This window comes from Aureimonas sp. AU40 (genome assembly GCF_001463785.1).
Lineage (GTDB): Bacteria > Pseudomonadota > Alphaproteobacteria > Rhizobiales > Rhizobiaceae > Aureimonas.
The window spans coordinates 66,749-93,617 of the sequence record NZ_BBWL01000005.1; the positions used below are offsets into that span (position 1 = coordinate 66,749).

The following is a 26,869-nucleotide window of genomic DNA, read 5'->3' on the forward strand; positions in this document are numbered from 1 at the left end:
AGGGGAAATGCCTGACAACCGCGTGGTCGTCGAGGAGAGGCCGAGCAAAGCAGAAAATCGGACGGCCCAACGAAAAAGGGGCCCGCGCGAGCGAGCCCCTGATCTTGGCGTGGAACGCCGGCGCCCTTGCGGCGCCGGAAGTCCGGTCGGCTTAGAAGTCCATGCCGCCCATGCCGCCCATGCCGCCGCCGCCCGGCATCGAAGGGGCGCCGGAGTCCTTGCGGGGAGCTTCCGAGATCATGGCTTCCGTGGTGACGAGCAGGCCGGCGACCGAGGCCGCGTCCTGGAGCGCCGAGCGAACGACCTTCACCGGGTCGACGATGCCGGCCTGGATCATGTCGCCGTATTCGCCGGTCTGGGCGTTGTAGCCGTAGGTCAGCGACGAGTTGTCGAGGATCTTGCCGACCACGATCGAGCCTTCGCCGCCCGCGTTCTGGACGATCTGACGGATCGGAGCCTGGAGCGCCTTGCGGACGATGGCGATGCCGGCGTCCTGATCGGCGTTCTCGCCCTTGAGGTCGACCGAGTTGGAAGCGCGCAGGAGAGCGACGCCGCCGCCGGGGACGATGCCTTCTTCCACGGCCGCGCGGGTCGCGTTGAGAGCGTCGTCAACGCGGTCCTTCTTTTCCTTGACTTCGACTTCCGTCGAGCCGCCGACGCGGATCACCGCGACGCCGCCGGCGAGCTTGGCCAGGCGCTCCTGGAGCTTCTCGCGGTCGTAGTCCGAGGTGGTCTCCTCGATCTGCTGCTTGATCTGGGCGACGCGCGCCTTGATGCCGTCGGCTTCACCGTTGCCGTCGACGATCGTGGTGTTCTCCTTGGTGATGGAGACCTTCTTGGCGCGGCCGAGCATGTCGAGCGTGACGCTCTCGAGCTTGATGCCGAGGTCTTCGGAGATGACCTGGCCGCCCGTGAGGATCGCGATGTCCTCGAGCATGGCCTTGCGGCGGTCGCCGAAGCCCGGAGCCTTGACGGCGGCGATCTTCAGGCCGCCACGCAGCTTGTTGACCACGAGCGTGGCGAGAGCCTCGCCCTCGACGTCCTCGGCGATGATGACGAGCGGACGGCCCGACTGCACGACAGCCTCGAGGACCGGCAGCATCGCCTGGAGGTTGGAGAGCTTCTTCTCATGCAGGAGGATGTAGGCATCCTCGAGCTCGGCGATCATCTTCTCGGCATTGGTCACGAAGTAGGGCGAGAGGTAGCCCCGGTCGAACTGCATGCCTTCGACGACTTCGAGCTCGGTCTCGGCGGTCTTGGCTTCCTCGACGGTGATGACACCCTCGTTGCCGACCTTCTGCATCGCCGAGGCGATCATCTGGCCGATTTCCTTCTCGCCGTTGGCGGAGATGGTGCCGACCTGCGCGACCTCGTCGGAGGTCTCGATCTTGCGGGCGGAGGAGACGAGCGTCTCGACGACCTTGGCGACTGCCGCGTCGATGCCGCGCTTGACGTCCATCGGGTTCATGCCGGCGGCAACCGCCTTGGCGCCCTCGCGGACGATGGCCTGGGCCAGGACCGTCGCGGTGGTGGTGCCGTCACCGGCCTTGTCGTTGGTCTTCGAGGCCACTTCGCGCACCATCTGGGCGCCCATGTTCTCGAACTTGTCCTCGAGCTCGATCTCCTTGGCGACGGACACGCCGTCCTTGGTGATGCGAGGCGCGCCGAACGACTTGTCGATCACGACGTTGCGGCCCTTGGGGCCGAGCGTGACCTTTACCGCGTCGGCGAGAATGTCGACGCCGCGCAGCATGCGCTCGCGGGCGTCACGACCGAATTTGACTTCCTTGGCAGCCATGATCTTATCTCCTGGGCGCGCCGGAGGCCGGTCCGCGCCGTCGTAAAGGGAAGGGGGAAGGAACGGGCCGAAATCTCAGCCCGGCCAATGGCTCAGCCGACGATCCCCAGGATGTCGGATTCCTTCATGATGAGCAGGTCTTCGCCGCCGAGCTTGATCTCGGTGCCCGACCACTTGCCGAACAGGATGCGGTCGCCGGCCTTGACCTCGAGCGGGTTGACCTTGCCGGTCTCGTCGCGCGCGCCGGCGCCGACGGCGACGATCTCGCCTTCCTGCGGCTTTTCCTTCGCGGTGTCCGGGATGATGATGCCGCCGGCCGTCTTGCTCTCGGACTCGACGCGCCGCACCACGACTCGATCATGCAGAGGGCGGAAGTTCACGTTGGCCATCTCAGTCGAACCTTCTTGGGCTTAGGGGATCGAGCGCCCGGAAGCGGCCGATCCAGGATTCTGGCACTCGCTAACGTGGAGTGCTAACGAGCCGCTAGATAGGGGAGGAGGGGCCGCGCTGTCAAGGTTGGAGACAGGTCCGCCGTTAAGCGAGATGAAGCGCCGTTAGTTTGGCAACCCTTGAAACTTTGACCTGCGCGCAAAGAGGAATCGTAAGGAATCAAGGGGTATCCGTGGGACGACCGATCGTCTGGGCGGCAACGAAGCCGCCTGTCGCGCAGAGGGGTCAACCGCATGGATCGTTTCTCCCCCGCTTCCTTCGAGCCTCAGGGCGTGGTTCGGCGATTTGTCGCCGACCGGAACGGCAATTTCGCGATCATGGCGGCGGTGATCTTCATCCCGGTCCTGATGTCCATCGCGGCCGCCGCCGACATCAGTCTCTTCTACAGCGATCGGACGGCGGTGCAGTCCGCCGCCGACGCAGCCGCACTCGCCACCGCCAAGCGCTTCGGCACCGACCCCAATCCCCAGACCCTTCAAACCTATGCGCAGAACGTGTTCACCGCGAACATGGCCAGCGTTTCGCGGACCACCAGCACGTTGAAATACGAGGGCACGGACTGGACGCCGGAGGGCACGCGCGAATTGCGCCTTTCGGTCTGCTCGACCTACGACCCCGTATTCCTGTCGGCGCTGAACATTTCTTTCCCCGGCCTCAAGGGAGGGGACTGCGCCAAGGCGGAAAGCGTCGTGGCGGTCGGCTCGACCACGGTCGAGGTCGCCTTCGTCCTCGATACGTCGGGCTCGATGAACGACAGCCCGGCGGCCGGCGGCCCCGCCAAGATCACGACGCTCAAGGCGCAGGCGGCCAAGGCGATCAACACGATCTTCGGCTCGGGCAACTCGACGGGGGGCGAGGACCCGGTGCGCGTCGGCATCGTGCCGTTCTCGGGCGGCGTTAATATAGGCGCGGATCACCTCAATGACTGGTGGATGGATCCGAAGGGTCTTTCGCCGATCCATCATGAGAACCTGGACTGGCAGACGAGCTACTTTGTGCCGGACGCGCTTCTGGGAGCAGCAGTGACCGATACGGCGACGCTGTCGCCACTCGGGGCTGGTTGGGTTTCCACGCTCCATCCAACGACCTTTCTGACCCGGCAATATCTCTACAAGGCGATGGGTCCGAAGAATTCGAACTGGGCCTATCGAGGCTGCGTCGAGTCGAGGCCTGCTCCCTATGCTCTGTTGGACACCGCCCCGTCCGAGTTGAACCCGTCCACGCTCTTTGTTCCGTTCTTTGCGCCGGACGAGCCGGAGTCCTCCGCGTGGTCAGGCTGGTCGAATAGTTATGTCAAGGACTACAACGCCTCCGATGGCGATAAAAAACGCCGGTATAATTTTAATGGATACAGCAACTACCGTTTGGCGCTGACGGATGTCCGTAAGTATCTGATCAATCCTGCAATCGACGACCGCCTGGCGAACAACTATCGCAATTCTCCGAGCTTCATGTGCGACTCGGCCCCGTTGACGCCTCTTACGAACGACAAGACCAGCGCTCTTTCGGCCGTTGGCGGTCTCGTGGCGACGGGCGCGACCAACGTGCCGCAGGGGGTGGAGTGGGGCTGGAAGGTTCTGTCCAAGAACGAGCCCTTTCCCGAAGGCCGGGCGTCGGGAGACGAGAACAACATCAAGGCCATGATCGTCATGACCGACGGTCAGAACACATACTATAATTCTGGGAGCGAGGCGATCTCCGCTTTCGGCGCCTATGGCTATGCCAGCTATCCCGAACGTAATTTCACCGTCCCGCGTCTGTTCGACTACAAGACGGGCGTCTCCACGGCCACGACCGACACCAACTACACGGCGGCGCTGAACGGACGCCTCGCCGCGATCTGCGAGAATGCCAAGGCGGATGGCAAGATCAAGCTGAAGGACGGCTCGGGCAAGCAATTGTCCGACGAGAAGGGGCCGGTCTCGCGCGACGGCGTTTTGATCTACACGATCGCCTTCGACATTCCGGCCCAGTACCAGACCATGGTCAACGGGCTTCTCAAGGGCTGCGCCTCCTACAAGCTCGGCGACCTTCGCAACACCAATCTCGCCTATAAGGACAAGGGCAAGTATTTCTACAGCGCCTCCAACGCCAAGGATCTGGAAAGCGCCTTCAGCGACATCATGGCCTCGCTGACCAGCCTTCGCATCGCGCGCTAAAGAGCGGCTCGCCTTGACCCGTCCGGTGCGCCTCCGATATCGCGAGGGCGCTCAAGGTCAGGCGAGAGAAGGCGGACATGGCTCAGACACTGGAATCGATCGGCCGCCTCGGCGAGCTGTCCGGCCGCTACGGCGCCGTCTTCTGCGATGTCTGGGGCGTCGTGCACGATGGGGAGGCCAAGAACCCGCCCGCCGAGGCCGCGCTGATCGAAACGCGCCGGGGAGGCGCGCATGTGGTGCTTCTCACCAATTCGCCCCGGCCGGCCGAGGGCGTTCGCGAACAGCTCGACGCGCTCGGCGTCTCGCGCGAGGCCTATGACGCGATCGTCACTTCGGGCGACGCTACGCGCGCGCTGATCTCGGCCGGTTCGCGGCGCGTCTTCCATATCGGCACGCCGCGCAACGAGGACCTGTTCGAGGGGCTGCATCTCGATCTCCTGCCGCCGGAAGAGGCCGACCTCGTGGTGGCGACGGGCCTGTTCGACGACGAGCGCGAAACGCCGGAGGACTACGCCCCGCTGCTGGACCGGCTGGCGGCCCGCAATCTGCCGATGATCTGCGCCAATCCCGACATCGTCGTTCATCGCGGCGAGCGGCTGATCTATTGCGCGGGCGCGGTGGCCAGGAGCTATGCCGAGCGCGGCCAGATCGTGCATCTCGCCGGCAAGCCGCATCCGCCGATCTACGACGTCGCCCGCTCGCTCCTGCCCAAGGAGGACGCCGCGATCCTGTGCATCGGCGACGGGATGTTCACGGACGTGAAGGGCGCCAATACGCTCGACGCCGACTGCCTCTTCATTTCGGACGGCATCCACCGCGAGGAACTGGCCGAGGCGGGCGGCGACCCGGCGCGGCTTGGAGCAGCGCTCGAAGCGCGGGGCCTCAAGGCCCGCTTCGTCCAGCCGTTCCTGCGCTGACATGCGGGCGGGTTCGCGAGCCATCCAGCGTATCGGGGCCGCAAGCGCCCTGCCGGCGAACCTGCGCGGCGGCGTGGTGGCGATCGGCAATTTCGATGGCGTGCATCGCGGCCATCAGGCGGTGATCGACACGGCGCGCGCGGTCGCTGAACGAGAGGGGCGCCCGCTCCTATGCCTCACCTTCGAGCCGCATCCGCGCAGCGTGTTCCGCCCGCAGGCGCCGGTGGCGCGGCTGACGCCGGCCTCGATGAAGGCGCGCCTGCTCGGCGCGCTCGGGGTCAAGGCCGTGGTGGAGCAGCCCTTCGACCTCGAATACGCCGCGCACCCCGCCGAGATTTTCGTGGAGGAAACGCTGCTGCGCGATCTCGGCGCCGCCCATGTCGTGGTCGGCTTCGACTTCCGCTTCGGCGCTCGGCGCCAGGGAGATTTGCCCTTTCTCACGGAGGCCGGCGCGCGGCTCGGCTTCGGCGTCACCGCTGTCGAGGCGTTCGCCGACGAGGGCGCGCTGGTGGTCTCTTCCTCGCGCATCCGCGAGGACCTGATGAACGGCGACGTGGCCGCCGCCGCCGGCCTTTTGGGCTATCGCTGGACCTTCGAGGGCGTGGTCGGGCATGGCGCCAAGCTCGGCCGCACGCTCGGCTATCCCACGGCCAACATGATGCTGGGCGAGGACGGCGTTCTTGCGCACGGCATCTACGCCGTGCGCCTGCGCCGCGCCGACGGCGCGCTGCATGACGGGGTGGCGAGCTTCGGCCGCCGCCCGACCTTCGACAATGGCGCGGCCCTGTTCGAGACCTATCTCTTCGACTTCTCCGGCGATCTCTATGGCGAGGCGGCGAGCGTCTCGCTTTTCGGCTTCCTGCGCGGCGAGGAGCGTTTCGAAAGCGTCGAGGCGCTGGTGGAGCGGATGAACCGGGACTCGGAGGAGGCGAGGGCGCTTCTGTCGGGCGTCGGGCCCCTGTCGGAACTGGACGCCGCGATCGCTTTCTAGATCGGGCTTTATCTCAAACGGCGCGATTGATAGAGAGGGCGAATGAGGAACACGACCGCCCGTCTTTGCCAGCGAATTAGACGCCCGGCTTGCGCTGCCCGCTGAGCGAAGCGGGGGCGGAGGCCGGGATGCGCCTGCACGGCCCGCCACAGGGCTCGAAATTTAAAGACGTTCCTCGTTGAGACATGCCTTTCCGGGCGCCGTTCGCCCGATGCAGGCCCGTTCGAAAGCGGACCCATGACCGACACATCAGACTATTCCAAGACGCTCTTCCTGCCCGAGACCGACTTTCCCATGCGCGCCGGCCTGCCGGAGGCCGAGCCGCGCTGGCTCAAGCGCTGGGACGAGATGGATCTCTACGCGACGCTGCGGCGCGAATCCGCCGGCCGGCCGAAATACGTCCTCCACGACGGCCCCCCCTATGCCAATGGCCATCTCCATATCGGCCATGCGCTGAACAAGGTGCTGAAGGACGCGATCACCCGCTCGTTCCAGATGCGCGGCTACGATTCCAACTACGTGCCGGGTTGGGACTGCCACGGCCTGCCGATCGAGTGGAAGATCGAGGAAGAGAACTACCGCGCCAAGGGCAAGCCGAAACCCGACCTTCTGGACTCGGCCGCCATGCTCGCCTTCCGCCGCGAGTGCCGCGCCTATGCCGAGCATTGGGTCGGCGTGCAGTCCGGCGAGTTCCGCCGACTGGGCGTCGAGGGGGACTTCAAGAACCCCTATCTCACCATGAAGTTCGAGTCCGAATCGGTGATCGCCGGCGAGCTCCTGAAGTTCGCCATGTCCGGCCAGCTTTATCGCGGCTCCAAGCCCATCATGTGGTCCGTGGTCGAGAAGACGGCGCTGGCCGAGGCCGAGGTCGAGTATCACGACCACGAGTCCGACACCATCTGGGTGAAGTTCCCCGTGCGCCCGGCGACGGGCGGCTTCGCGCCGGCCTTCAAGGGCGGCATGTCGGGCTTTCCCAAGGCCGGCCAGCCCGACCTCGGCCCGCTCGACGGTGCCAGCGTGGTGATCTGGACGACGACGCCCTGGACTATCCCCGGTAACCGCGCGGTCGCCTATTCCACCCGCGTCGCCTACGGGCTCTACGAGGTTACGGCCGAAGACGACGCCGAGAACCCGCGCTGGGCGCGCCATGGCGAGCGGCTGGTTCTGGCCGACGCGCTGGCCGCTGATGCGTTCGCCAAGGCGCGCGTACCCGACGGCGGCTTCCGCCGGCTGCGGGACGTCTCGGCCGCCGATCTCGCCACCCTCGTCTGCGACCATCCGCTGAAGGGCCTCGGCGGCGGCTACGGCTTCGCCGTGCCGCTTCTGGCCGGCGACCATGTGACCGACGACGCCGGCACGGGCTTCGTCCACACCGCGCCCAGCCACGGCCGCGAGGATTTTGACGTGTGGATGGCCTCGCGCCGTGAACTTGAAGCGCGCGGCATCGACGCCGCCATCCCCTTCACGGTGGATGACGACGGCTTCTACACCAAGGACGTGCCGGGCTTCGGGCCGGACGCCGAGGGCGGGCCGGCGCGCGTGCTCGACGACAAGGGCAAGAAGGGCGACGCCAACAAGCGCGTGATCGACGCCCTGGTGGCGGCCGGCCATCTCCTGGCGCGTGGGCGTCTGAAGCATTCCTACCCGCATTCCTGGCGCTCCAAGAAGCCGGTGATCTTCCGCAACACGCCGCAATGGTTCGTCCATATGGACAAGGACCTGAAGGGCTATGGGACGCAAACCCCCGCGCCGGGCCAGGACACGCTGCGTGAGCGTGCCTTGAAAGCGATCGCCGACACGCGCTTCGTGCCGGCCGCCGGGCAGAACCGACTCCACGCCATGATCGCCGACCGGCCGGATTGGGTCCTGTCGCGCCAGCGTGCCTGGGGCGTGCCGATCTGCGTCTTCGCCGACGAGAACGGCGAAGTCCTGAAGGACGAGGCGGTGAACGCGCGCATCCTCGCCGCCTTCGACCGGGAAGGGGCGGACGCCTGGTTCGCGGAAGGCGCCAAGGAGCGCTTCCTCGGCAACGAGCATGACGGCGAGAAGTGGACCATGGTCCGCGACATCCTCGACGTCTGGTTCGATTCGGGCAGCACCCACGCCTTCTGTCTGGAAAAGCGCCCCGACCTGAAGTGGCCGGCCGACCTTTATCTCGAAGGCTCGGACCAGCATCGCGGCTGGTTCCACTCCTCGCTCCTCGAAGCCTGCGGCACGCGCGGCCGCGCGCCCTACGACGCGGTGCTGACGCACGGCTTCGTCATGGACGAGGAAGGGCGCAAGATGTCGAAGTCGCTCGGCAACGTGGTCACCCCACAGGAGGTCATCGGGCAGTCGGGCGCCGACATTCTGCGGCTCTGGGTCGTCTCCTCCGATTATTCGGAGGACCTGCGCCTCGGCAAGACGATCCTCCAGACCAATATCGACAGTTACCGCAAGCTGCGCAACACGATCCGTTGGATGCTCGGCACGCTCGCCCACGACACGGGCGAGGACGTCGCCCCGGCCGACATGCCGGAGCTGGAGCGCCTGATGCTCCATCGCCTCGCCGAGATCGAGGAGGTGGTGCTGCGCGCCTACGATGCGTTCGACTTCAAGCGCATCGCCCGGACGCTGTCGGACTTCATGGTGGTGGAGCTGTCGGCTTTCTATTTCGACATCCGCAAGGACGCGCTCTACTGCGACGCGCCGTCCTCCACCCGGCGCAAGGCCGCGCTCCAGGTGGTTCGCATCCTGTTCGACCAGCTGGTGACGTGGCTGGCGCCGCTCCTGCCCTTCACCATGGAAGAGGCATGGCTGTCGCGCCACCCGGAGGCCCGCTCGGTGCATCTGGAGCAGTTCCGCGCCTGCGACCCGGCCTGGCGCGATCAGGCCCTGGCCGAGCGCTGGGCGAAGATCCGCCGCGTGCGCCGCGTCGTCACCGGCGCCCTGGAGGAGGAGCGCCGCGCCAAGCGCATCGGCTCCTCGCTGGAGGCGGCTCCCGTGGTGCATGTCGAGGACGCGAGCCTGCGCGCGCTGCTCGGCGCGATCGACTTCGCCGAGATCGCCATCACCAGCGATCTCTCGCTTTCGGGCAAGTCGGCGCCGGACGGCGCCTTCCGCCTTGCCGACACGCCGGGAATCGCGGTCGTGCCGGCGCGGGCCGAGGGGCGCAAGTGCCAGCGCTCGTGGAAGATCTCGCCGCTCGTCGGCACGGACCCGGACTTCCCGGACGTGACGCCGCGCGACGCGGACGCCCTGCGCGAGCTGGGGCTTCGCCGCGACGCGGCCTGACGCCGGGTCGGCACGTGGTTGGACTCGGAGCGGGCGACCGGACAGCCCGGCGCGTTTCGTTCCGAGTTCTTAACCTTTCTGGACGGGGAAGCGGCTTTCAGCTAAAGCCGCTTCTCAAAATCGCCGGATTGTCGTGGGATCGCGCGAGATAAGGTCTCGTTGCCGTTTGTCCAGCGCGGGCGGTTTCGAGCGTGAGGGGAAGAATCCAGCATGAACTCTGCAACGGCCCGCCTGCGGGTTCTCGCTCTTCTCGCCGGCGCCTGTGCGCTATCTGGCTGCGTCGGGCCGACCTATGGCACCGGCGTCAGCCAGGGCCAGCAGTTTCTGAACGATCTGGACAATGCGGTGACCCTCGGCTCCTCCAAGCCGCGCGTCGATTATTCGCCGCGTGCCGAGTTGGTGAAGCCGAAGGCGATCGGCGCCCTGCCGGCGCCGCGCGACACCGTGGCCGATCCCAACCTGCCCGAATCGCCCGAGGCGCGCCGCGGCCGGCTCCAGGCCGCCGCGCCCAATCGCGACGGCGTCCTGCCGGTCGGCTTCATGACGGCCGAGAAGGAAGGCATGGAGGTCGAGGCCCCCGCCAGCTTCAAGCGCCAGCAGGACGAGGACAACAGCTGGATCGACCCGCGCTCCATGGCCGGCCAGCGCGTCGCCGCGCAGGAAAAGAGGAAGGTCGGCGCGCAGGGCAGCCCCGACCAGCGCCGCTACCTCTCAGAGCCGCCGCTCGCCTATCGCCAGCCCGCCGCCACGGCGCCGGTCGGCGTGCCGGGCGACGACGAGGAGGTGAAGGAGCGCCGCCTCAAGGGCACCACCTCGGTGGGCTCCAAGCTCAAGAGCCTCTGGCCCTTCTGATCGGCCAGCGCCGGGCCTTCTTAGCGCTTGGCGCGAAAGAAATCGCGAAGAAGGTCGGCGGCCTCCCGTTCGCCGATCCCGGAATAGACCTCCGGCGCATGGTGGCAGGTCGGCTGCGCGTAGAAGCGCGGCCCGTTCTCCACCGCTCCGCCCTTCGGGTCGGACGCGCCGAAGTAGAGCCGCCGGATGCGGGCGAAGGAAATCGCCGCCGCGCACATGGCGCAGGGCTCCAGCGTCACATACAGATCGAAGCCGGGCAGGCGTTCTTCGCCCACGGCCTCGCAGGCGCGGCGGATCGCCAGAATTTCCGCATGGGCGGTCGGATCGCGCTGGGCTCGGGTTTCATTCCCGGCGCGGGCGATGATTCGATCCTCGAACACGATCACGGCGCCGACGGGCGTCTCGTCCCGGCCGGCGGCCAGGCGGGCCTCGATCACGGCTTCTTCCATGGAACTCAAGCGAGACACGCGGTTTCCCTCGTTTCAACGACGGGTTTTTGATATGCGTCGCGCGAAACAAGGCATAGCGAAAAGATGAGCGACGACACGGACGGCCGTTCGGGCGGCAAAGGCAAGGGTGGTTCCACGCGCGGCGGGGGCGGCAAGGGCGGCCCTCGGGGCGCACGGCCGGCCTCGGGCGGGGCGGGCGAAAAGCGCGCGCCGCGCGGCGACAAGCCATTCGGCGCGGCGGCCAAGGGCGCGCGGGGCGACCGCCCCGTCCGCGCCAAGCCGGAAGGCGCGAGCGGCGAAAGCCGCGCGCCGCGCGCCCGGACGGAAGGCGCTGAGCGCAGCGCATCGCGCGGCGACAAGCCGTTCCGCGCCCGCACGGAACGGCCCGAAGGCGGCGAGCGCACGTTCCGCCCGCGCACCGAGGGCGGCGAAAGCCGTGCGCCCCGTGCCCGGCCGGATGGGGAGCGCGGCGCGCCGCGTGGCGACAAGCCGTTCCGCGCCCGTACGGAGCGTTCCGAAGGCGGTGAACGCACGTTCCGTCCGCGCACCGAGGGCGGCGAGGGTCGTCCGTTCCGCGCCCGGACTGAGGGCGAGCGTGGCGCACCGCGCGGCGACAAGCCGTTCCGTCCCCGTGCCGAGCGCTCCGAAGGTGGCGAGCGGACCTTCCGCCCGCGCGAAGGGGGCAAGCCGGGTGGCCGGCCGAAGCGCGATGCGGGCGAGGGCGGCGAGAAGAGCTTCGTTCCCCGCTCGCGCGGCATGTACAGCCATGGCGGCGCGCGAACCACGGAAGACGGCCAGACCGAGAAGCCGCGCTCCTACGGCCGCCTGTCGCATGGCGCGACCGGCGAGCGTAAGCCGCGCGCCGTGCAGGGCGAGGATCGGGGCGGGGATCGCCCGCGCCGCTCCGAGGATCGTCCCTCCCGGGCCGCCAGCCCGCGCGTCGTGGGCGCCGCCGGCGACGACCGGATGCGCATCGCCAAGCGGCTGGCCCGCGCCGGCATCGCCTCGCGGCGCGACGCGGAAGGCATGATCGCGGACGGCCGCGTGACGCTGAACGGCAAGCGCCTGGATTCGCCGGCCGTCGACGTCAAGATGACCGACCAGATCGAGATCGACGGTCGCCCGCTGCCGGCGATCGAGCGCACGCGCCTGTGGATGTTTCACAAGCCGGCCGGGCTGGTCACCACGAACCGCGACCCGGAAGGGCGCCCGACCGTGTTCGATCGCCTGCCGCAGGACATGCCGCGCGTTCTCACCATCGGCCGGCTCGACATCAACACCGAAGGCCTCCTGCTTCTCACCAACGATGGCGGCCTCGCCCGCACGCTGGAACTGCCGGCCACCGGCTGGATGCGGCGCTACCGCGTGCGCGCCCATGGCGACATCGACCAGGCCAAGCTGGACGATCTGCGCAACGGCGTCGCGGTGGACGGCGTGTTCTACGGCGCGATCGAGGCGACGCTGGACCGCAAGCAAGGCTCCAATGTCTGGCTGACGCTGGGCCTGCGCGAGGGCAAGAACCGCGAGGTCAAGCGCGTACTCGGCCATCTCGGCCTCGACGTGAACCGGCTGATCCGCCTCAGCTTCGGCCCGTTCCAGCTCGGCGAGCTGGAAGAGGGCGCGGTGCAGGAGATCAACGGCCGCACGCTGCGCGAGCAGCTCGGGCCGACGCTGATCGAGGAGTCGGGCGCCGATTTCGACGCGCCGATCGTCACGCCCTTCTCCAACAAGCCCGTGCTGGCTGCCCGCCGGCAGCAGGCCGACACCGCGCCGGAAACCGAGGAAAAGCCCCAGCGCGCGGGCCGCGAGTGGATCTCGGCCTCCGACGTCACGCCCAACCGCAAGAAGTTCGGCGCCGCCAAGCGCGAGGACGCACTGTCGCGCATGGACACCAAGGCCCCGCGCGGCCCCCGCACGGGCCGTGACGGCGATGGCGACCGCTCGCCGCGTCCCTTCCGGGCCCGCGAGGGCAATGATCGCGGCGGCGATCGCGAGCGCAAGCCGTTCCGGCCGCGCTCCGACGAAGGCGGCGAGAGCGGCGAGCGTCCGGCCCGCCGCCCGAGCGCGCCGGTTGCCGCCAAGCGCTCGTCCAATGTCTGGATGGCGCCCGGCGCCCGCGCCATGGGCGAGAAGAAGAAGCGCGAGCGCGAGGAGCGCTTGGTCGAGCGCGACGCCAAGCCCCGGACCTTCCGCCCGCGTGCGGAAGGCGGAAGCGATCGCCCGCGCGGCGAGCGGCCTTTTGGCGGTGAGCGCTCCGGCGCCGGTCGCCCCAGTGGTGATCGTCCCGGCGGCGATCGTCCGCGCACGCCCCGTCCGGCCGGCGGCTCACGCCCCGGCGGCAGCGATCGTCCGCGCGGGCCGCGCCCGGGCGGCGCCGGTGGACGGCCGCCGCGCGGCGATCGGTCCTAATCCCGCATGGCCATGCGGATCGTCGCGGGCGCCCTGAAGGGGCGTCCGCTGGCCACGCCCAAGGGGGAGGGCATCCGCCCGACCTCGGAGCGCCATCGCGGCGCCCTGTTCGACATTCTCCAGCACGGGTTCGGCTTTCGCTTCGACGGCGGCCGGGTGCTCGATCTCTTTGCCGGCACGGGCGCGCTCGGGCTGGAAGCGCTCTCGCGCGGCTGTCGCTTCGGCACGTTCGTCGAGGAAAGCGCGGAAGGGCGCGGGCTCATTCGCACCAATGTCGAGAGCTTCGGCCTCGGGGGATGCACCAAGATCCTGCGGCGCGACGCGACGAAGCTCGGGCCGGCGGGCACGATCGAGCCCTTCGACCTCGTGCTGCTCGACCCGCCCTACGGCAAGCGGCTCGGCGAGGCGGCGCTGGCCGGCGCGCTCGTCGGCGGCTGGCTGAAGCCGGATGCGCTGGTGGTGCTGGAAGAGGCTCTGAATGCGCCCTTCGAGCCGGTGAGCGGCCTCGAGATCGAGGACGAGCGGACGATGGGCGAAACGCGGCTGCGCTTCCTGCGACCCGCTGTCGCTTGAGGCCTGCGGGGAAATTCGCGAGCGTACAGGCGGCGAAGTGCTTTCGTCGTCCGGCGGGTGCCCGCCTCACGCAATGCGCAGGCGCATTGATAGCCATTCAACCGGACGGTCGCGGGTCTTCCGCGCCCGCGCTGCTCGGCTTGCCCTCGGTTGATGGTGCAAAACGCCGTCCGACCAAGGCCGGCGAGGCGCGCAACCGGCTCCCGAAAGCGACGCGGCAGCACTTCGGCCGGTCGCGCCGGCCCTTACAAAAACGTAATTGGTGCCTTTTGCTGCCACAAGGCATACCGGCGGCTTGACCGACGAAGCCCCGAACGCGAGGAACAGCCCTTTCATGACGTCTCCTCTTCGCCGCTTGCGCGCGTCCTGCCTTGCCGCACTTCTGGCCGGCTCCATGCTCACGCCCGCTTTTGCGCAGACTCCGGCGCCGCAGCCTGGCGCGCCCGCCGCCTCCGCTCAGACGGGAGCGGCCGCCGAGGCCGAGGCCAAGCGGCCGAAGATCGAGAGCTTCACGCTGGCGAACGGGCTGCAGGTCGTGGTGCTGCCCGACCACCGCGCGCCGATCGCCACGCAGATGATCTGGTACAAGGTCGGCTCGGCCGACGAGACGCCCGGCGTCAGCGGCATCGCCCACTTCCTCGAACATCTCATGTTCAAGGGCACGAAGACGCATAAGGAGGGCGAGTTCTCCAACGCCGTGTCCGCCATCGGCGGCGAGGAGAACGCCTTCACCTCCTACGACTACACCGCCTATTATCAGCAGGTGCCGGTCGAGGCGCTGCGCGATATGATGGGCTTCGAGGCCGATCGGATGGAGAATCTCGTCCTGACCGACGAGGTGGTTCTGCCCGAGCGCGACGTGATCTTAGAGGAGCGCCGCATGCGGATCGACAACGATCCCGGCGCGCAACTCTCCGAGGCGGTGGACGCCGCCCTTTTCCAGAATTCGCATTACGGCATTCCGGTGATCGGCTGGCGCCACGAGATGGAAAAGCTCTCGCGCGACGACGCGATCGCCTTCTACAATCGCTACTACACGCCCAACAACGCCACGCTCCTGATCGCCGGCGACGTGACGCTGGATCAGGTGCGCGCCATGGCGGAGGAGACCTTCGGCAAGGTGAAGCGCCGAGCCGAGCCGGGCGAGCGCGACCGGCCGCAGGAGCCCGAGCCCCGCGCCACCCGCACCGTGTCCCTGTCGGACCCGCGTGTGACGCAGCCCAGCGTCCAGACCACCTATCTCGCCCCGTCCGAAAACACGGCCAAGCCCGGCGAGGCCGAGTCGCTCGATCTTCTCGCCGACATTCTGGGCGGGGGCGCCACGAGCCGGCTTTACCGCGCGCTCGTGGTGGAACAGGGCATCGCGGCCGGCACCGGCGCCTATTACCAGGGCACGGCGCTGGATGACGGCCAGTTCATGACCTATGGCACGCCGCGCGGAGAGGCGACGCTGGAGCAGGTGGAGAAGGCTGTCGACGCCGAGGTCGAGAAGCTGGTGAAGGACGGCGTGACGCCGGCCGAGCTGGAATCGGCCAAGAACCGCGTGCGCAAGGCGCTGATCTACCAACGCGACAATCAGACCTCCATGGCGCGCCGCTACGGCGCAGCGCTCTCCACCGGGCAGACGATCGCCGAGATCGAAAGCTGGCCGGACCGGATCGAGGCCGTTACGGTGGACCAGGTGAACGCCGCCGCCCGCGCTTACCTCCAGAAGAAGCGCTCCGTCACCGGCACGCTTCTGCCGGCCACGGCCGAAAGCAGCGCCGAGGCCAAGGCGCCGGAGGGCTCGCCTGCCGCCGCCGGCGCGGTGGACCCGACCGCCGGCGCGCCGGTGCCCGGCGACACCCGCTCCTGATCGACCGCAGAGGGACCTTTTCCATGAACGCCTTCACCGCGCCTCTGCGCCGCGCCGCCTGCCTTCTCGGCCTCACCGCCGCCGGCTTCTTGACCGTCCTCAACGCCGCCGAGGCGGTGGAGATCAAGGAAGTCACGAGCCCGGGGGGCATCCACGCCCTTCTGGTCGAGGACTACACCAACCCGCTAATCGCCATGCGCTTCGCCTTCAAGGGAGCGGGCTCGACGCAGGACGCGCCCGGCAAGGAGGGCACGGCCAATCTCCTGTCGGGCCTCTTGGACGAGGGCGCCGGCGACATCAAGAGCCAGGATTTTCAGGGCAAGCTGGACGAACTCGGCGTCGCTCTCTCCTATGACGCAGGCTTCGACAATTTCTCCGGCAATTTCCGCACCATCGTCGAGAACGAGGACGAGGCCTTCCGCCTCCTGAAGCTCTCGCTGAACGAGCCGCGCTTCGACGAGGAGCCGGTGGCGCGCATCCGGGGCCAGATCGCGGCCAATATCCGCGCCAACGAGCAGGACCCCGGCACGCTCGCCTCGCGCGCCTTCCGCCGCACCGTGTTCCCCGACCATGCCTATTCCCGGCCGCTGGAGGGCACGCAGGAGACGCTCGCCAGCGTGACGGCGGACGATCTCAAGTCGTTCCGCGCCACGCATTTCGGCCGTGACAATCTGGTGGTCGGCGTCGTCGGCGCGATCAGCCCGGAGACGCTGAAGCGGCGGCTGGACGAGACCTTCGGCCCCTTGCGCCAGACCGCCGAGCTTAAACCCGTTCCCGACATCCGTCCGGTGACGGGCAAGAGCGAGACGGTGACGCTCGACGTGCCGCAGACGCAGATCCAGTTCGCGCTGCCGGGCGTTCAGCGCAAGGACCCCGACTTCTTCGCCGCCTATCTCGTGAACCATGTCCTGGGCGGCGGCACCTTCTCCTCGCGCCTCTACCAGGAAATCCGCGAAAAGCGCGGCCTCGCCTACGGCGTCGGCACCGGGCTTTCCAGCTTCGACCATGCCGCCATGCTGGCAGGCTCGACTGCGACGCGTGCCGACAAGGCGAGCGAGAGCATCGCGATCATCCGCACCGAGCTGAAGCGCATGGCCGAGAACGGCCCGACCGAGGACGAACTCGCCAAGGCCAAGGCCTTCGTGAAGGGCTCCTACGCCGTGCAGAACCTGTCGTCGTCGCTGTCCATCGCCTCGACCCTGGTCGGCATCCAACTCGAAGACCTCGGCGTCGACTACATCGACAAGCGCCAGGGCCTGATCGACGCGGTGACGATGGACGACGCCAAGCGCGTCGCCAAGGAATTGCTCGCCACCGACCCGACGATCGTCACCGTCGGCCCGGCCGGAAGCTGATCGCCCCAGCGAGACGTCGAAAGACCTTGGCGAAACCCGGTCGGCGATCCATTTTCGGGGCGCCGACTAGAGCAATTCCGGTGAGTAAGGATTCACTAGAACTGCTCTAGGTCTTTGACTTCGTCGCATTATCCAACGGCATAGCGCATCCGCTTTGCCTGGAAATGCTCTAGCGCCAGCCGACAGGTCCCATGAACCAACCCCTCGCGTCCTCCGGTTCCACCCCTCTGCCGCGCCTCGGTCTGGCGCTCGGCGGGGGCGGGGCGCGGGGGATCGCGCATATCCATGTCCTGCGCGCGCTGGACGAGCTGGGCCTGCGCCCCGCCCATATCGCCGGTAGCTCGATCGGCGCGCTGATCGGCGCGGCCTATGCCGCCGGGCTGACCGGCATAGAGATCGAGGACCACGTTCTCCAGTCTCTCGCCCATCGCCGCCTCGTGGTCGGCAAGCTCTGGCGCACGCGGCCGGCGAGCCTCGGCGAATTCCTGGCCGATGGCGGCTTCCGCTTCGGCCAGCTCAATGCCGAAAAGGTCGTGGCCGCCTTCCTGCCGGAGATCGTACCCAGGACGTTCGAGGAACTGCGCATTCCGCTGACCGTCATGGCGACGAGCTTCTTTGCCGGCGGCGAGCGGCCGCTGCGCACGGGCGATCTGCCGAGTGCGGTCGGCGCCTCCGTCGCGCTTCCCGCCGTGTTTCGCCCGGTGCGGCGCGACGAGGAGGTGCTGATCGACGGCGGCATCAGCAACCCGCTGCCCTTCGACGTGGTGGCGGAGGAGACCGACTTCGTCGTCGCCTGCGACGTGACGGGCGGGCCGGTCGATTCGGGCTCGCTCATGCCTTCGCCCATGGAGGCCATGTTCGGCGCCTCGCAACTGATGATGCACGCCATCATCCGCGCCAAGCTCGGCTGCATCGCGCCGGACGTTCTGATCCAGCCAGAGGTCTCGACCTACAAGGTTCTCGACTTCATGCGCGCGCGCGTCATCATCGATGAAACCGCCGCCCTGCGCGAAGAGACCAAGCGCCGCGTCGGCGAGGCCTTGGAAGCGCGTCTGCGGCTGGCGGGCTAACGCTTCAGGTCGTTGGGTTTTCGCATTGCCCGACGGCTGAGAGGCTTCAGCGCGTCGCCGTCTCTTCCAGAAACCGCATAAGCGCGCTTTCCGCCTTGGTCAGCCCCTCGCGGCAGCGGCCCTTGAGAAGGTCGGCGGGCAGGCGATCGGTCTCGAAGGCCGAGACGATCTCGGGATGGACGTAGGACGCTCGCGCTACGGCCGGCGTGTTGCGCAGCATCTCGCTCACCGCCTTCATCGCCTTGCCGATGACGCGCCGTCGCTTGGCGTCGGTGTCGGCGTCAGTCGGCGTCACCTCTTCCACCAAAAAGCGCAGCGCCTCGGCCGAGCCGTGGAAGGTGCGGAAGTCCTTGGCCGAAATCTTGGCGTGCGCGGCGTCCTTAAGATATTCGTTGAGCAGCGTCGCGGTCAGGTCGCGGGGCTTGGCGTCCTCGCCGCGAAAACGGAACAGACGCTTGCCCTTCTGGGCGCGCATCTTTTCGAGCGAGCGAACCAGCGAACGATCCTCGATCTCCACGACGTTGAGCTTGCTCGACTTTCCGACGAAGCGCAGCGTGGCGCGGCTCTTCTTGACGGTCAGATTGCCCTTGCGCAGCGAGGCGACGCCACGCCCGCCATCCTCGGCATATTTCTCGTGCCCCGGCCTCATGGCGGACACGTCGATCAGGCGGGCGGCGACGGCCGAGGTGGTCTGCCGGTCCAGCGCGCGGCGGCGCAGGTCCTTGCCGATGCGCCGACGCAGCTTGGGCAGGGCGCGGCCGAAGCGCAGGAGGCGTTCGGTCTTCACCGCGTTGCGCACGCTGACCCACGAGTCGTGATAGCGATACTGGATGCGCCCCTTCTCGTCGCGCCCGACGGCCTGGATATGGCCGTTCTCCTCGACGCAGATCCGGACGTCCGTCCAGGCAGGCGGAATCACCAGCGCCTTGATCCGCGCCTTCAGGCGCTTGTCGGTGATCTTCTCGCCGGTCGAGAAGCAAACGCGGTTTCCACGCCCATGCTTGTGCTGCTCGATCTCGAACGCGGCGGGATCGACCATGACAAGGCCGATGCGATCGGCGTGAAACTGAAGGCGTTTGTTCATCAAAGCAGCGGGGGCCAGAAGCGAAAAGGTCAGACCTAAACTCCGCCGCCGGCTCCCAGTTCCGTGGGCGCTCAAGCCGGCGGGGCGGCCTCGCTCGGCTGCCGCTCGGCGGCCTCCTGCAGGTGGCGCGGGGGCGCGCCGCGCGGCTGGCGCACGGCGCCGTCGGCCCGGCGTGGGCGGGTGAGGGGCTCGGGCGAAACGCGCGAGGGGGCGAGCACGCTGCCGCCGCCGACGCCCGCGCCGCGCGCCTGCTGGAGCGCCAGCCGCTCGGCGTCGCGTCGGCGCACGTCGTCGACGATCTCCTCGATGCGCCCCGGCTCGAAGCCCAGCTCGCGCAGCGTCTCGCCGCCGAAGCGCAGCGCCGATTCCAGCGTTTCGCGCAGCTCGAAGGCGACGCCCCGCTCGCGCAGCGACAGCGAATGGTTTCGGTCGTAGGAGCGCACGAAAAGCCGCGTCTCTGGAAATTCCGAGCGGATCAGATCAACCACGCCATTGGTGATCTCAGGCTTGTTGGTGCAGACCAGGACGACCTTGGCCTGCCTGATGCCGGCAGCGGCCAGCACGTCGCGCCGCAGGCCCGAGCCGAAATAGATGCGGAAGCCGAACCGCCCGGCCGATTTGATGCGCTCGGCCGAGGAGTCGAGGATCGTCATGTCGTAGCCGCTGGAAAGCAGCACCTGCGCCGCCATCTGGCCGAAGCGCGAGAAGCCGATCATCAGGATGTCGGCGCCGGCACCGGCGAAATCCTCCTCCAATTCCTCCAACTCGGCATCCTCGCCCGACAGGCGGCGGCCGAGATAGGCGGTGAGCGGCGTCAGCGCCATGGACAGCGTGACGACGGAGACGAGGAGCGAGCCGATCTGCCCGTCGAAGATCGCAGCCGAGGAAGCGGCCGAGAAGAGCACGAAGGCGAACTCGCCGCCCTGCGGCAGGATCAGCGCCGTGCGCAGCGCCGTCTGCCGGCTTTCGCCGAACAGGAGGCAGAGCGGAAAGAGAACGGCGGCCTTCACCAGCATCAGCGCGGGGGCGGCGAGCAGAATGATCCACCAATTGTCGGCGATCACCGTGATGTCGAGCGACAGGCCGACGGCGATGAAGAACAGACCGAGCAGCAGGCCGCGGAACGGGTCGATATTGGCTTCCAGCTCGTGCCGGTAGTTGGATTCGGCGAGCAGCACGCCGGCGATGAAGGCGCCCATGGCCATGGAGAAGCCGGCCAGCGCCATGAGCAGCGCCGAAGCCAGCACCACGAAGAGCGCCGCGCCGATCATCACCTCGCGCGCGCCTGAATTGGCGAGAATTCGAAACAGCGGGTTGATGAGGTAGCGGCCCGACAGGACCAGCGCACCGAGCGCGGCGAAGCTCATTCCCACGGCCCGCACGTCGATCCCCGCATCGCCCCCGCCCGGCGCCAGAATCGGCAGTGCCGCCAGAAGCGGCACGATGGCGAGGTCCTGGAACAGGAGAACCGAGAAGGAGGTCTGGCCGAAGCGCGTGTTGAGCTCGCCCGCCTCCTCCAGAAGCTGCAGCGCGAAGGCGGTGGAGGAAAGGGCGAAGCCGAAGCCGATGACACAGGCCGCGCGCCAGCCGAGCGGCAGGAAGGCGAGGGCGGCGGTGAGCGCCGCGCCCGTCAAGAGAACCTGCGCGAGGCCGAGGCCGAAGATCTGCCGGCGCAGCGACCAGAGACGCGAGGGCTTGAGTTCCAGGCCGATGATGAACAAAAGGAAGACGACGCCGAGTTCGCCGATATGCAGGATCTCGTTCTGGCCGCTTTCCACGACGCGGAGCAGCGGCCCGAGCACGATCCCGGCGAAGAGATAGCCGAGAACGGTGCCGAGGCCGATCCGCTTGAACAAGGTGCCGGCCAGGATGCCGCCGCCGAGGATCAGAAGGATTTCCAGAAACAGCGGGACGGTTTGTTCCACGGGGAATCCTCCAGGGCGGTCGGTCAATTCGGCTTGAAGGCAGCGAATGGCATAATAGATGGTGCAAGTGCAAAAGTTTCGGCGGTTCCCCCATGAATGACGATATTCCGCGCCTTCTCGACCTCGGCGCAAGGCTGGTCGAGGCTGCTCGTCGCAGCGGCGCCGACGCCGCCGACGCCGCCGTGGTGAGCGCGCGCTCGCGGTCAGTGCAGGTGCGCATGGGCCGCGTGGAGGAGCTGGAATCCAGCGAGAGCGACGAGGTCTCGCTGCGCGTCTTCGTCGGCCGGCGGGTCGCGACCGTTTCGTCCGATCTCCGCTCCGACCCGCAAAGGCTCGCCGAGCGCGCCGTCGCCATGGCGCGCGTTTCGCCGGAAGACCCCTATGCCGGTCTCGCCGACGCGAGCCTCTTGTCGGACGGGGCGGACGGGCTCGACCTCTATGATCCGACCGAGCCGGATGGCGCGGCGCTGGCCGACGAGGCCAAGGCGCTGGAAGCCGCGGCGCTTGCCGTTCAGGGCGTCAGCAATTCCAGCGGCGCGACGTCGGGCTTCGGCACGTCGGGTCTCGTGCTCGTCACTTCCACCGGCTTTTCCGGGTCGCGCCTGCGCTCGGGCTTCTCGCGCTCGGTCAGCGTGGTCGCCGGCGAGGGCACGGGCATGGAGCGCGACTACGACTTCGATTCGCGCATCCACGCCGGCGATCTCGACGCGGCCGAGGCGATCGGCCGGCGGGCTGGCGAGCGCGCGGTGCGCCGCCTCCACCCTGCGAAGATGGACACCGGGCGCTATGCCATCGTGCTCGACCCCCGCGTTTCTCGCGGCTTTATCGGCAGCTTGGTCGGCGCGCTGAACGGCGCCTCCATCGCCCGGCGCACCAGCTTCCTGAAGGACCGGATGGGCGAGCGCGTCCTGCCCGAGGGGCTCGACCTCGTGGACGATCCGCAGCTGGCCCGCCGTCCGGGCTCGCGCCCCTTCGACGGCGAAGGCGTGCGCGGCGAGCGATTGATGCTGGTCGAGAACGGCACCTTGCGCAACTGGGTGCTGGATAGCGCCACGGCGCGCGAGTTGAACCTTGCTTCCAACGGCCGCGCCTCGCGCTCCTCCAGCGGCGTTTCGCCCTCGTCCTCCAACGTCACGCTGACGCCGGGCGCCCGCAGCGCCGCCGAGCTGATCCGCGACACGGGGCGGGGCATCTACGTCACCGAGACGATCGGGCACGGCGCCAATCTCGTGACCGGCGATTATAGCTGCGGCGCCTCGGGCTTCCTGATCGAGAATGGCGAACTCGCCGGCCCGGTTTCGGAGTTCACCATCGCCGGCAATCTCACCGACATGTTCGCCGCGATCGAACCGGCGAACGATGGCGACACGCGCTTCTCGCTGGTGGTGCCGAGCTTGCGCATCGGTGAGATGACGGTCGCGGGCCGCTAGGGATGTTCACGCCGGAGGACGATCTCGCGCTGATCCGGACCGCCGCCGCCGAGGCCGGGCGCATCGCGCTCGGCTTCTGGAAGCGGGAGCCGGAGGTCTGGTGGAAGGGCTCCTCGCCCGTGTCGGAGGCCGATTTCGCGGCCGATGCCCATCTGCGCCGCGTTCTGCTGGCAGCCCGGCCGCACTATGGCTGGATCTCGGAGGAAACCGCCGCCCAGCCTGCCGGGGCGGGCGAGCAGCGCTTCTTCGTGGTGGACCCGATCGACGGCACGCGCGCCTTTCTGCGGGGCGAGACGACCTGGTGTATCTCCGTCGCGGTGATCGGCGAAGGGCGGCCGATCGCGGGCGTGCTCGACGCGCCGGCGCTGGGCGAGGTGTTCGGCGCGACTGCCGATGGCGCTGCGACGCTGAACGACCAGCCCATCGCCGTCTCGGCCTTCGAGCGCAAGCGTAAGCTGCTTCTGTCCATGCCCGATTCCATGCGCCGCCGGCTGGAAGGCCTGCGGGGCGGGGAGATCGATTTTGCCGCCAACGTTCCCTCGCTCGCCTATCGCCTCGCCATGGTGGCGAGCGGCCGGCTGGACGGGACGCTGGTCGGCGCGCGCGCCAACGATTGGGACATCGCGGCGGGCGATCTGATCCTGGAGCGGGCCGGCGGACGTCTCGTTCGCGCCGACGGCCAGCCGCATCTTTACAATCCCGCCCCGGAAAGGCATGGCGTCCTCGTGGCCGGCGCGCAGGGCGCGGTTCGTCGCCTCCTGGATTACGGTCTCGAAGCGGCCTGAACAGGCCGCCGTCCTCCCCTTTGGTCCGCCTATCCCGTCAATCGGAGACTGTTCGAATGGTCAGCGAAGAAAAGCCCAAGCAGCTGCTGCATCTCGTGTTCGGCGGCGAGCTGAACAGTCTGGATGCGGTGGATTTCCGCGACCTGTCGGCGCTCGACATCGTCGGCATCTATCCCGACTACGCCTCTGCGCTCGCCGCTTGGCGCGGCAAGGCGCAGGCCACCGTCGACAACGCGGCCATGCGCTACTTCATCGTCCACATGCACCGGCTCCTCGACCCGCAGGGCCAGTGACCGGCGCTAGAGGCCCGGTGCCGCCGGCCGAAGAGGACCAGAAGACCGCCCCGGCCACGCGGCCTAAGCGCCGCAAATGGCGGGTGCGCCTGCAGCGTCGGCTGAAGGCGGCTTCGCGCTCGCCCGGCGCCGTGCGCTTCGTCGGCCGCCTCATCTACGAGGCGCTGCGCGGCATTCGCGCGTCGCAGCGCCCGGCCGCCGACTCCAGCGACTTCGACGCCATCCTGCACCGGGAGCATCCCGCGATCGTCGCGCTCTGGCACGGGCAGCATCTGCTCGCGCCCTTCTTCCGCCCGCGCGATCTGCCCTATCTCGCGCTCCTGTCGCGCAGCGCCGACGCCGAGATCAACGCCGCCGTGGTGGAGCGTTTCGGCATCGAGACGGTGCGCGGCTCGGGCGGGCGCGTGCGCGAGGCCGCGTCCGAAAAGGGCGGGGTGCGCGCCCTGATCCGCATGAAGCGTGCCCTGGACGATGGTTTGGGCATCTGCATGATCGCCGACGTGCCCAAGGGCACTCCGCGCGAGGCGGGCCTCGGCATCGTCACTCTCGCTCGCCTGTCGGGCCGGCCGATCGTGCCCAGCGCCGCCGTCACCAGCCGCCGCCGCGTCCTTGAAAAAACCTGGGACAAAACCACCCTTCCGCTGCCCTTCGGCCGCATTGCCGTGGTCATGGAAGAGCCGATCTTCGTGCCGCCTCAGGCCGGCGCGGACGAGTTGGAGGCGATTCGCGCCCAGCTGACGCTCGCCATCGAAAGGGCGAACCGGCGGGCCGCGGACCTGGCGGACCGAAAGACATCGCATTGAACGACAAATGGGCCAAGGCGGCGCTGACCGCCTATCGCGTCGCCGGCTCGCTCGCCTATCCGGCGGCCGGCTCCTATGTGAGCTGGCGCGCCTCGCGCGGCAAGGAAGACAAGGAGCGCCGACGCGAGCGCTACGGCGTGCCGAGCGAGATCCGCCCGCCGGGCGTGCCGCTGGTCTGGGTCCATGCCGCCTCGATGGGGGAAAGCGCCGCCGTGGCGCCGCTCGTCGCCGCCATCGCCGATGACGGCATTACCGTGGTGATGACGACGGGCACCGTCACCTCGGCGGCCACAGTGCAGGAGCGGCTCGGCGACAGCGTCATCCACCAATATGTCCCGCTCGACCTCAAGCCTTGCGTCTCGCGCTTTCTCGACCATTGGCAGCCGGAGCTCGCCATCGTCGCCGAAAGCGAGATCTGGCCGACCACGATGACCGAGCTCGCCGCGCGGCGCATTCCGCAGGTCCTGGTCAATGCCCGCCTGTCGGACCGCTCCTTCAAGCGATGGAAATCGGCGCCGGGCGTCGCCGAGGCGCTGCTTTCGAAGCTCGCCCATGTCGTCGCCCAGTCCGAGATCGACGGCGAGCGCTACCATCTCCTCGGCGCGCGCGCCGTCACGGTCGCGGGAAATCTGAAGGCCGATGTCGAGGCGCCGCCCGCCAATCTGGAAGATCTCGAGGACACGCGCCGGGGCATCGGTATGCGCCCGGTCTGGGCCGCCCTCTCCACGCACGAGGGCGAGGAGGAGATCGCCGCCAATATCCATCTGCGCCTTCGGGAAGAGCGCGGACGGCTCCTCACCATCATCGTGCCGCGCCATGTCGACCGGGCGGACGCCATCCACCGCGATCTCGAAGCCAGGGGGCTGCAGGTGGCGCGCTGGAGCCGGGGCGAACTGCCGCTGCCGACCACCGACATCTTTCTCGGCGACACGATGGGCGACATGGGCTTCTACGCCCGGCTGACCGAAATCGCCTTCATGGGCAAGTCGATCCGGGGCGAGGGCGGGCAGAACCCGCTGGAAGCCGCCATGCTCGGCACGGCCATCCTGTCAGGCCGCTATGTCCAGAATTTCCGCGAGGTCTACCATCGCCTGATCGACAAGGGCGGGGCCTGGATCGTGCAGGACGAGGCGGAACTCGGCGCCGCGGTGTCGGAGCTGTTCGACCGGCCGGCCGCGCGCCGGCAGATGATCACGGCTGGGCGCGAAAGCGTCGCCGACATGGGCGGCGCGCTGAAGCGCACCATGGCCGCACTCGACCCCTTCCTCCTGCCGCTGCGTCTGTCCAGCCGTATGGACTGGGGCGGCTGAGATGGCACTGTTCGGCACGGCGCCCGGCTTCTGGTGGCGCGAAGCGCCGGGCTTTCGCTCGCGCCTTCTGGCGTTGCCGGCCTTGGCCTATGGCACGGTGGCACGCCGCAATCTGGAACGCGGGGCGCGCGTCCAGGCGCCCCTGCCAGTCATCTGCGTCGGCAACCCGACCGTGGGGGGAGGGGGCAAGACGCCGACCGCCTTGGCGCTGGGCCGCGCCGCCCTGGCGCTCGGCCGCAAGCCCGGCTTCCTCTCGCGCGGCCATGGCGGGCAAGCCGGGGCGCCGCTTTTGGTGGACCCCATGCGCCACGCGGCCGATCTTGTGGGCGACGAGCCGCTGCTGCTGGCCGACCTCGCGCCGACCGTGGTGGGGCGGGACCGCGCGGCCGGCGCCCGGCTTCTGGCCGAGGCCGGCTGCGATGTCGCCATCATGGACGACGGATTCCAGAGCGCGCGCCTCCGCTTCGATCTGGCGCTGCTCGTGGTGGATGCGAGGCGTGGCCTCGGCAATGGGCGGCTCCTGCCCGCCGGCCCCTTGCGCGCGCCGCTCGGCGCGCAGATCGCCCATGCCGACGCTTGGCTTCTCGTCGGCGACCCCGAGCCCAGCGGTGCGCTGGCCTCTCGCCTCGGCCGGAGCGGCCTGCCGATCCACCGCGCCGCGACGTTCGCGCCCAATGCCGCCGAGTTCCAGGGTCGGCGCTGCCTCGCCTTCGCCGGCATCGCGGACCCCGAGAAGTTCTACGCCTCGCTGCGGCTCGCGGGGGCGGAAATCGTGGCGACCCGCAGCTTCCCCGACCATCATGCCTTCACGGCCGAGAACGCGCGCGATCTCTTGGGCGAGGCCGACAGTCTCGGCCTCGATCTCGTCACCACCGCCAAGGACAAGACACGGTTTCGCAGCCAGGACACGGGGCCGATGCGCGGCCTCAACCGGCTCGCCAAGGTGCTCCAAGCCGAGCTTCACTTCGCCGAGTCGGACACGGGCGAGGCGCTGGTTCGCGCTGCGTTGGCGCGCTTCGCGGAGCGCGCTTCGGCCTAAGAGCGCTAAACAAAACCTCGTGGGGTCGGCTGGCCCTAGTCTTTCCGCC

21 protein-coding genes are annotated in these 26,869 nt (G+C 68.5%); 16 read left to right on the forward strand and 5 right to left on the reverse strand.

Annotated features, from left to right (window positions below; all coding sequences use genetic code 11):
- Positions 1 to 151: 151 nt before the first annotated feature.
- A complete protein-coding gene (gene groL, locus AUL32_RS02340; protein ID WP_061974567.1) occupies positions 152 to 1,798 on the reverse strand; it encodes a chaperonin GroEL in 1,647 nt (548 codons plus the stop codon).
- Between the two features lie 92 nt (positions 1,799 to 1,890).
- The gene (groES, locus tag AUL32_RS02345) at positions 1,891 to 2,187 is read right to left on the reverse strand and encodes a co-chaperone GroES (RefSeq protein ID WP_019996686.1); all 297 of its coding nucleotides are present in this window, start codon (positions 2,185 to 2,187) and stop codon (positions 1,891 to 1,893) included.
- Positions 2,188 to 2,481: 294 nt separating this feature from the next.
- Here groES and AUL32_RS02350 point away from each other — a divergent pair, with 294 nt between their 5' ends.
- The 5 genes from AUL32_RS02350 to AUL32_RS02370 all read left to right on the forward strand — a co-directional run bounded on the left by AUL32_RS02350 (position 2,482) and on the right by AUL32_RS02370 (position 10,440).
- On the forward strand, positions 2,482 to 4,407 hold the full coding sequence (locus tag AUL32_RS02350; RefSeq protein ID WP_062111408.1) for a pilus assembly protein TadG-related protein: 1,926 nt from the start codon (positions 2,482 to 2,484) through the stop codon (positions 4,405 to 4,407).
- Positions 4,408 to 4,484: 77 nt separating this feature from the next.
- The gene (locus AUL32_RS02355; RefSeq protein WP_062111410.1) at positions 4,485 to 5,324 is read left to right on the forward strand and encodes a TIGR01459 family HAD-type hydrolase; all 840 of its coding nucleotides are present in this window, start codon (positions 4,485 to 4,487) and stop codon (positions 5,322 to 5,324) included.
- 1 nt (position 5,325) lies between these two features.
- Complete coding sequence (locus AUL32_RS02360) at positions 5,326 to 6,315, forward strand: bifunctional riboflavin kinase/FAD synthetase (RefSeq protein WP_062111412.1); 990 nt, start codon at positions 5,326 to 5,328, stop codon at positions 6,313 to 6,315.
- 237 nt (positions 6,316 to 6,552) lie between these two features.
- Entirely contained in the window at positions 6,553 to 9,588 is a 3,036-nt protein-coding gene (gene ileS / locus AUL32_RS02365) for an isoleucine--tRNA ligase (protein WP_062111414.1), read from the forward strand.
- A gap of 210 nt (positions 9,589 to 9,798) precedes the next feature.
- Positions 9,799 to 10,440 carry a hypothetical protein gene (locus AUL32_RS02370; RefSeq protein ID WP_061974577.1) on the forward strand — a complete coding sequence of 214 codons (642 nt, stop codon included), beginning with the start codon at positions 9,799 to 9,801 and terminating at the stop codon, positions 10,438 to 10,440.
- Positions 10,441 to 10,460: 20 nt separating this feature from the next.
- On the opposite strand, the gene AUL32_RS02375 is transcribed toward AUL32_RS02370, so the two are convergent.
- Positions 10,461 to 10,889, reverse strand: a complete 429-nt coding sequence (locus AUL32_RS02375; RefSeq protein ID WP_062111416.1) for a nucleoside deaminase — start codon at positions 10,887 to 10,889, stop codon at positions 10,461 to 10,463.
- 84 nt (positions 10,890 to 10,973) lie between these two features.
- On the opposite strand from AUL32_RS02375, the gene AUL32_RS26385 reads away from it, so the two are divergent.
- The 5 genes from AUL32_RS26385 (at position 10,974) to AUL32_RS02400 (ending at position 18,151) form a co-directional block, all read left to right on the forward strand.
- Positions 10,974 to 13,298, forward strand: a complete 2,325-nt coding sequence (locus AUL32_RS26385) for a pseudouridine synthase (RefSeq protein WP_192847407.1) — start codon at positions 10,974 to 10,976, stop codon at positions 13,296 to 13,298.
- A gap of 12 nt (positions 13,299 to 13,310) precedes the next feature.
- Entirely contained in the window at positions 13,311 to 13,871 is a 561-nt protein-coding gene (gene rsmD, locus AUL32_RS02385; protein WP_062111473.1) for a 16S rRNA (guanine(966)-N(2))-methyltransferase RsmD, read from the forward strand.
- Positions 13,872 to 14,205: 334 nt separating this feature from the next.
- Positions 14,206 to 15,726: a M16 family metallopeptidase gene (locus AUL32_RS02390; protein WP_062111418.1), complete on the forward strand. Its 1,521-nt coding sequence runs from the start codon at positions 14,206 to 14,208 to the stop codon at positions 15,724 to 15,726.
- A 23-nt stretch (positions 15,727 to 15,749) separates the two neighbouring features.
- Positions 15,750 to 17,081: a M16 family metallopeptidase gene (locus AUL32_RS02395; protein ID WP_062111420.1), complete on the forward strand. Its 1,332-nt coding sequence runs from the start codon at positions 15,750 to 15,752 to the stop codon at positions 17,079 to 17,081.
- Between the two features lie 191 nt (positions 17,082 to 17,272).
- Entirely contained in the window at positions 17,273 to 18,151 is an 879-nt protein-coding gene (locus tag AUL32_RS02400) for a patatin-like phospholipase family protein (RefSeq protein WP_062111422.1), read from the forward strand.
- A 46-nt stretch (positions 18,152 to 18,197) separates the two neighbouring features.
- Here AUL32_RS02400 and AUL32_RS02405 read toward each other — a convergent pair whose 3' ends face one another.
- Together AUL32_RS02405 and AUL32_RS02410 are read right to left on the reverse strand one after the other, a co-directional pair.
- Positions 18,198 to 19,235 (reverse strand): DNA topoisomerase IB, encoded by a 1,038-nt coding sequence (locus AUL32_RS02405; protein WP_062111424.1) that lies wholly within the window; start codon positions 19,233 to 19,235, stop codon positions 18,198 to 18,200.
- Positions 19,236 to 19,306: 71 nt separating this feature from the next.
- Positions 19,307 to 21,160, reverse strand: a complete 1,854-nt coding sequence (locus AUL32_RS02410) for a monovalent cation:proton antiporter-2 (CPA2) family protein (RefSeq protein ID WP_062111425.1) — start codon at positions 21,158 to 21,160, stop codon at positions 19,307 to 19,309.
- A gap of 92 nt (positions 21,161 to 21,252) precedes the next feature.
- On the opposite strand from AUL32_RS02410, the gene AUL32_RS02415 reads away from it, so the two are divergent.
- Genes AUL32_RS02415 through lpxK form a run of 6 tightly spaced genes read left to right on the forward strand, consistent with a single transcriptional unit; the run spans position 21,253 to position 26,820 of the window.
- On the forward strand, positions 21,253 to 22,590 hold the full coding sequence (locus AUL32_RS02415) for a TldD/PmbA family protein (protein ID WP_062111427.1): 1,338 nt from the start codon (positions 21,253 to 21,255) through the stop codon (positions 22,588 to 22,590).
- 2 nt (positions 22,591 to 22,592) lie between these two features.
- Positions 22,593 to 23,375, forward strand: a complete 783-nt coding sequence (locus tag AUL32_RS02420; RefSeq protein ID WP_062111429.1) for a 3'(2'),5'-bisphosphate nucleotidase CysQ — start codon at positions 22,593 to 22,595, stop codon at positions 23,373 to 23,375.
- A gap of 56 nt (positions 23,376 to 23,431) precedes the next feature.
- Entirely contained in the window at positions 23,432 to 23,668 is a 237-nt protein-coding gene (locus tag AUL32_RS02425) for a DUF4170 domain-containing protein (protein WP_061974595.1), read from the forward strand.
- A 17-nt stretch (positions 23,669 to 23,685) separates the two neighbouring features.
- Positions 23,686 to 24,471 carry a lysophospholipid acyltransferase family protein gene (locus tag AUL32_RS02430; RefSeq protein WP_156421294.1) on the forward strand — a complete coding sequence of 262 codons (786 nt, stop codon included), beginning with the start codon at positions 23,686 to 23,688 and terminating at the stop codon, positions 24,469 to 24,471.
- A complete protein-coding gene (gene waaA / locus AUL32_RS02435; RefSeq protein ID WP_062111434.1) occupies positions 24,468 to 25,781 on the forward strand; it encodes a lipid IV(A) 3-deoxy-D-manno-octulosonic acid transferase in 1,314 nt (437 codons plus the stop codon). Before AUL32_RS02430 ends, waaA begins: the two co-directional genes overlap by 4 nt.
- Position 25,782: 1 nt before the next feature.
- The gene (gene lpxK / locus AUL32_RS02440) at positions 25,783 to 26,820 is read left to right on the forward strand and encodes a tetraacyldisaccharide 4'-kinase (RefSeq protein ID WP_062111436.1); all 1,038 of its coding nucleotides are present in this window, start codon (positions 25,783 to 25,785) and stop codon (positions 26,818 to 26,820) included.
- Positions 26,821 to 26,869: the final 49 nt, after the last annotated feature.

Excerpts from the sequence above, each read along its gene's own strand:
- groL (WP_061974567.1), bottom strand. The coding sequence starts at position 1,798 with ATGGCTGCCAAGGAAGTCAAATTCGGTCGTGACGCCCGCGAGCGCATG.
- AUL32_RS02425 (WP_061974595.1), top strand. The coding sequence starts at position 23,432 with ATGGTCAGCGAAGAAAAGCCCAAGCAGCTGCTGCATCTCGTGTTCGGC.
- AUL32_RS02395 (WP_062111420.1), top strand. The coding sequence starts at position 15,750 with ATGAACGCCTTCACCGCGCCTCTGCGCCGCGCCGCCTGCCTTCTCGGC.
- groES (WP_019996686.1), bottom strand. The coding sequence starts at position 2,187 with ATGGCCAACGTGAACTTCCGCCCTCTGCATGATCGAGTCGTGGTGCGG.
- AUL32_RS02360 (WP_062111412.1), top strand. The coding sequence starts at position 5,326 with ATGCGGGCGGGTTCGCGAGCCATCCAGCGTATCGGGGCCGCAAGCGCC.
- AUL32_RS26385 (WP_192847407.1), top strand. The coding sequence starts at position 10,974 with ATGAGCGACGACACGGACGGCCGTTCGGGCGGCAAAGGCAAGGGTGGT.
- rsmD (WP_062111473.1), top strand. The coding sequence starts at position 13,311 with ATGCGGATCGTCGCGGGCGCCCTGAAGGGGCGTCCGCTGGCCACGCCC.
- AUL32_RS02350 (WP_062111408.1), top strand. The coding sequence starts at position 2,482 with ATGGATCGTTTCTCCCCCGCTTCCTTCGAGCCTCAGGGCGTGGTTCGG.
- lpxK (WP_062111436.1), top strand. The coding sequence starts at position 25,783 with ATGGCACTGTTCGGCACGGCGCCCGGCTTCTGGTGGCGCGAAGCGCCG.
- AUL32_RS02400 (WP_062111422.1), top strand. The coding sequence starts at position 17,273 with ATGAACCAACCCCTCGCGTCCTCCGGTTCCACCCCTCTGCCGCGCCTC.
- AUL32_RS02405 (WP_062111424.1), bottom strand. The coding sequence starts at position 19,235 with ATGAACAAACGCCTTCAGTTTCACGCCGATCGCATCGGCCTTGTCATG.
- AUL32_RS02375 (WP_062111416.1), bottom strand. The coding sequence starts at position 10,889 with ATGGAAGAAGCCGTGATCGAGGCCCGCCTGGCCGCCGGCCGGGACGAG.
- AUL32_RS02370 (WP_061974577.1), top strand. The coding sequence starts at position 9,799 with ATGAACTCTGCAACGGCCCGCCTGCGGGTTCTCGCTCTTCTCGCCGGC.
- AUL32_RS02355 (WP_062111410.1), top strand. The coding sequence starts at position 4,485 with ATGGCTCAGACACTGGAATCGATCGGCCGCCTCGGCGAGCTGTCCGGC.
- AUL32_RS02390 (WP_062111418.1), top strand. The coding sequence starts at position 14,206 with ATGACGTCTCCTCTTCGCCGCTTGCGCGCGTCCTGCCTTGCCGCACTT.
- AUL32_RS02420 (WP_062111429.1), top strand. The coding sequence starts at position 22,593 with ATGTTCACGCCGGAGGACGATCTCGCGCTGATCCGGACCGCCGCCGCC.
- AUL32_RS02415 (WP_062111427.1), top strand. The coding sequence starts at position 21,253 with ATGAATGACGATATTCCGCGCCTTCTCGACCTCGGCGCAAGGCTGGTC.
- ileS (WP_062111414.1), top strand. The coding sequence starts at position 6,553 with ATGACCGACACATCAGACTATTCCAAGACGCTCTTCCTGCCCGAGACC.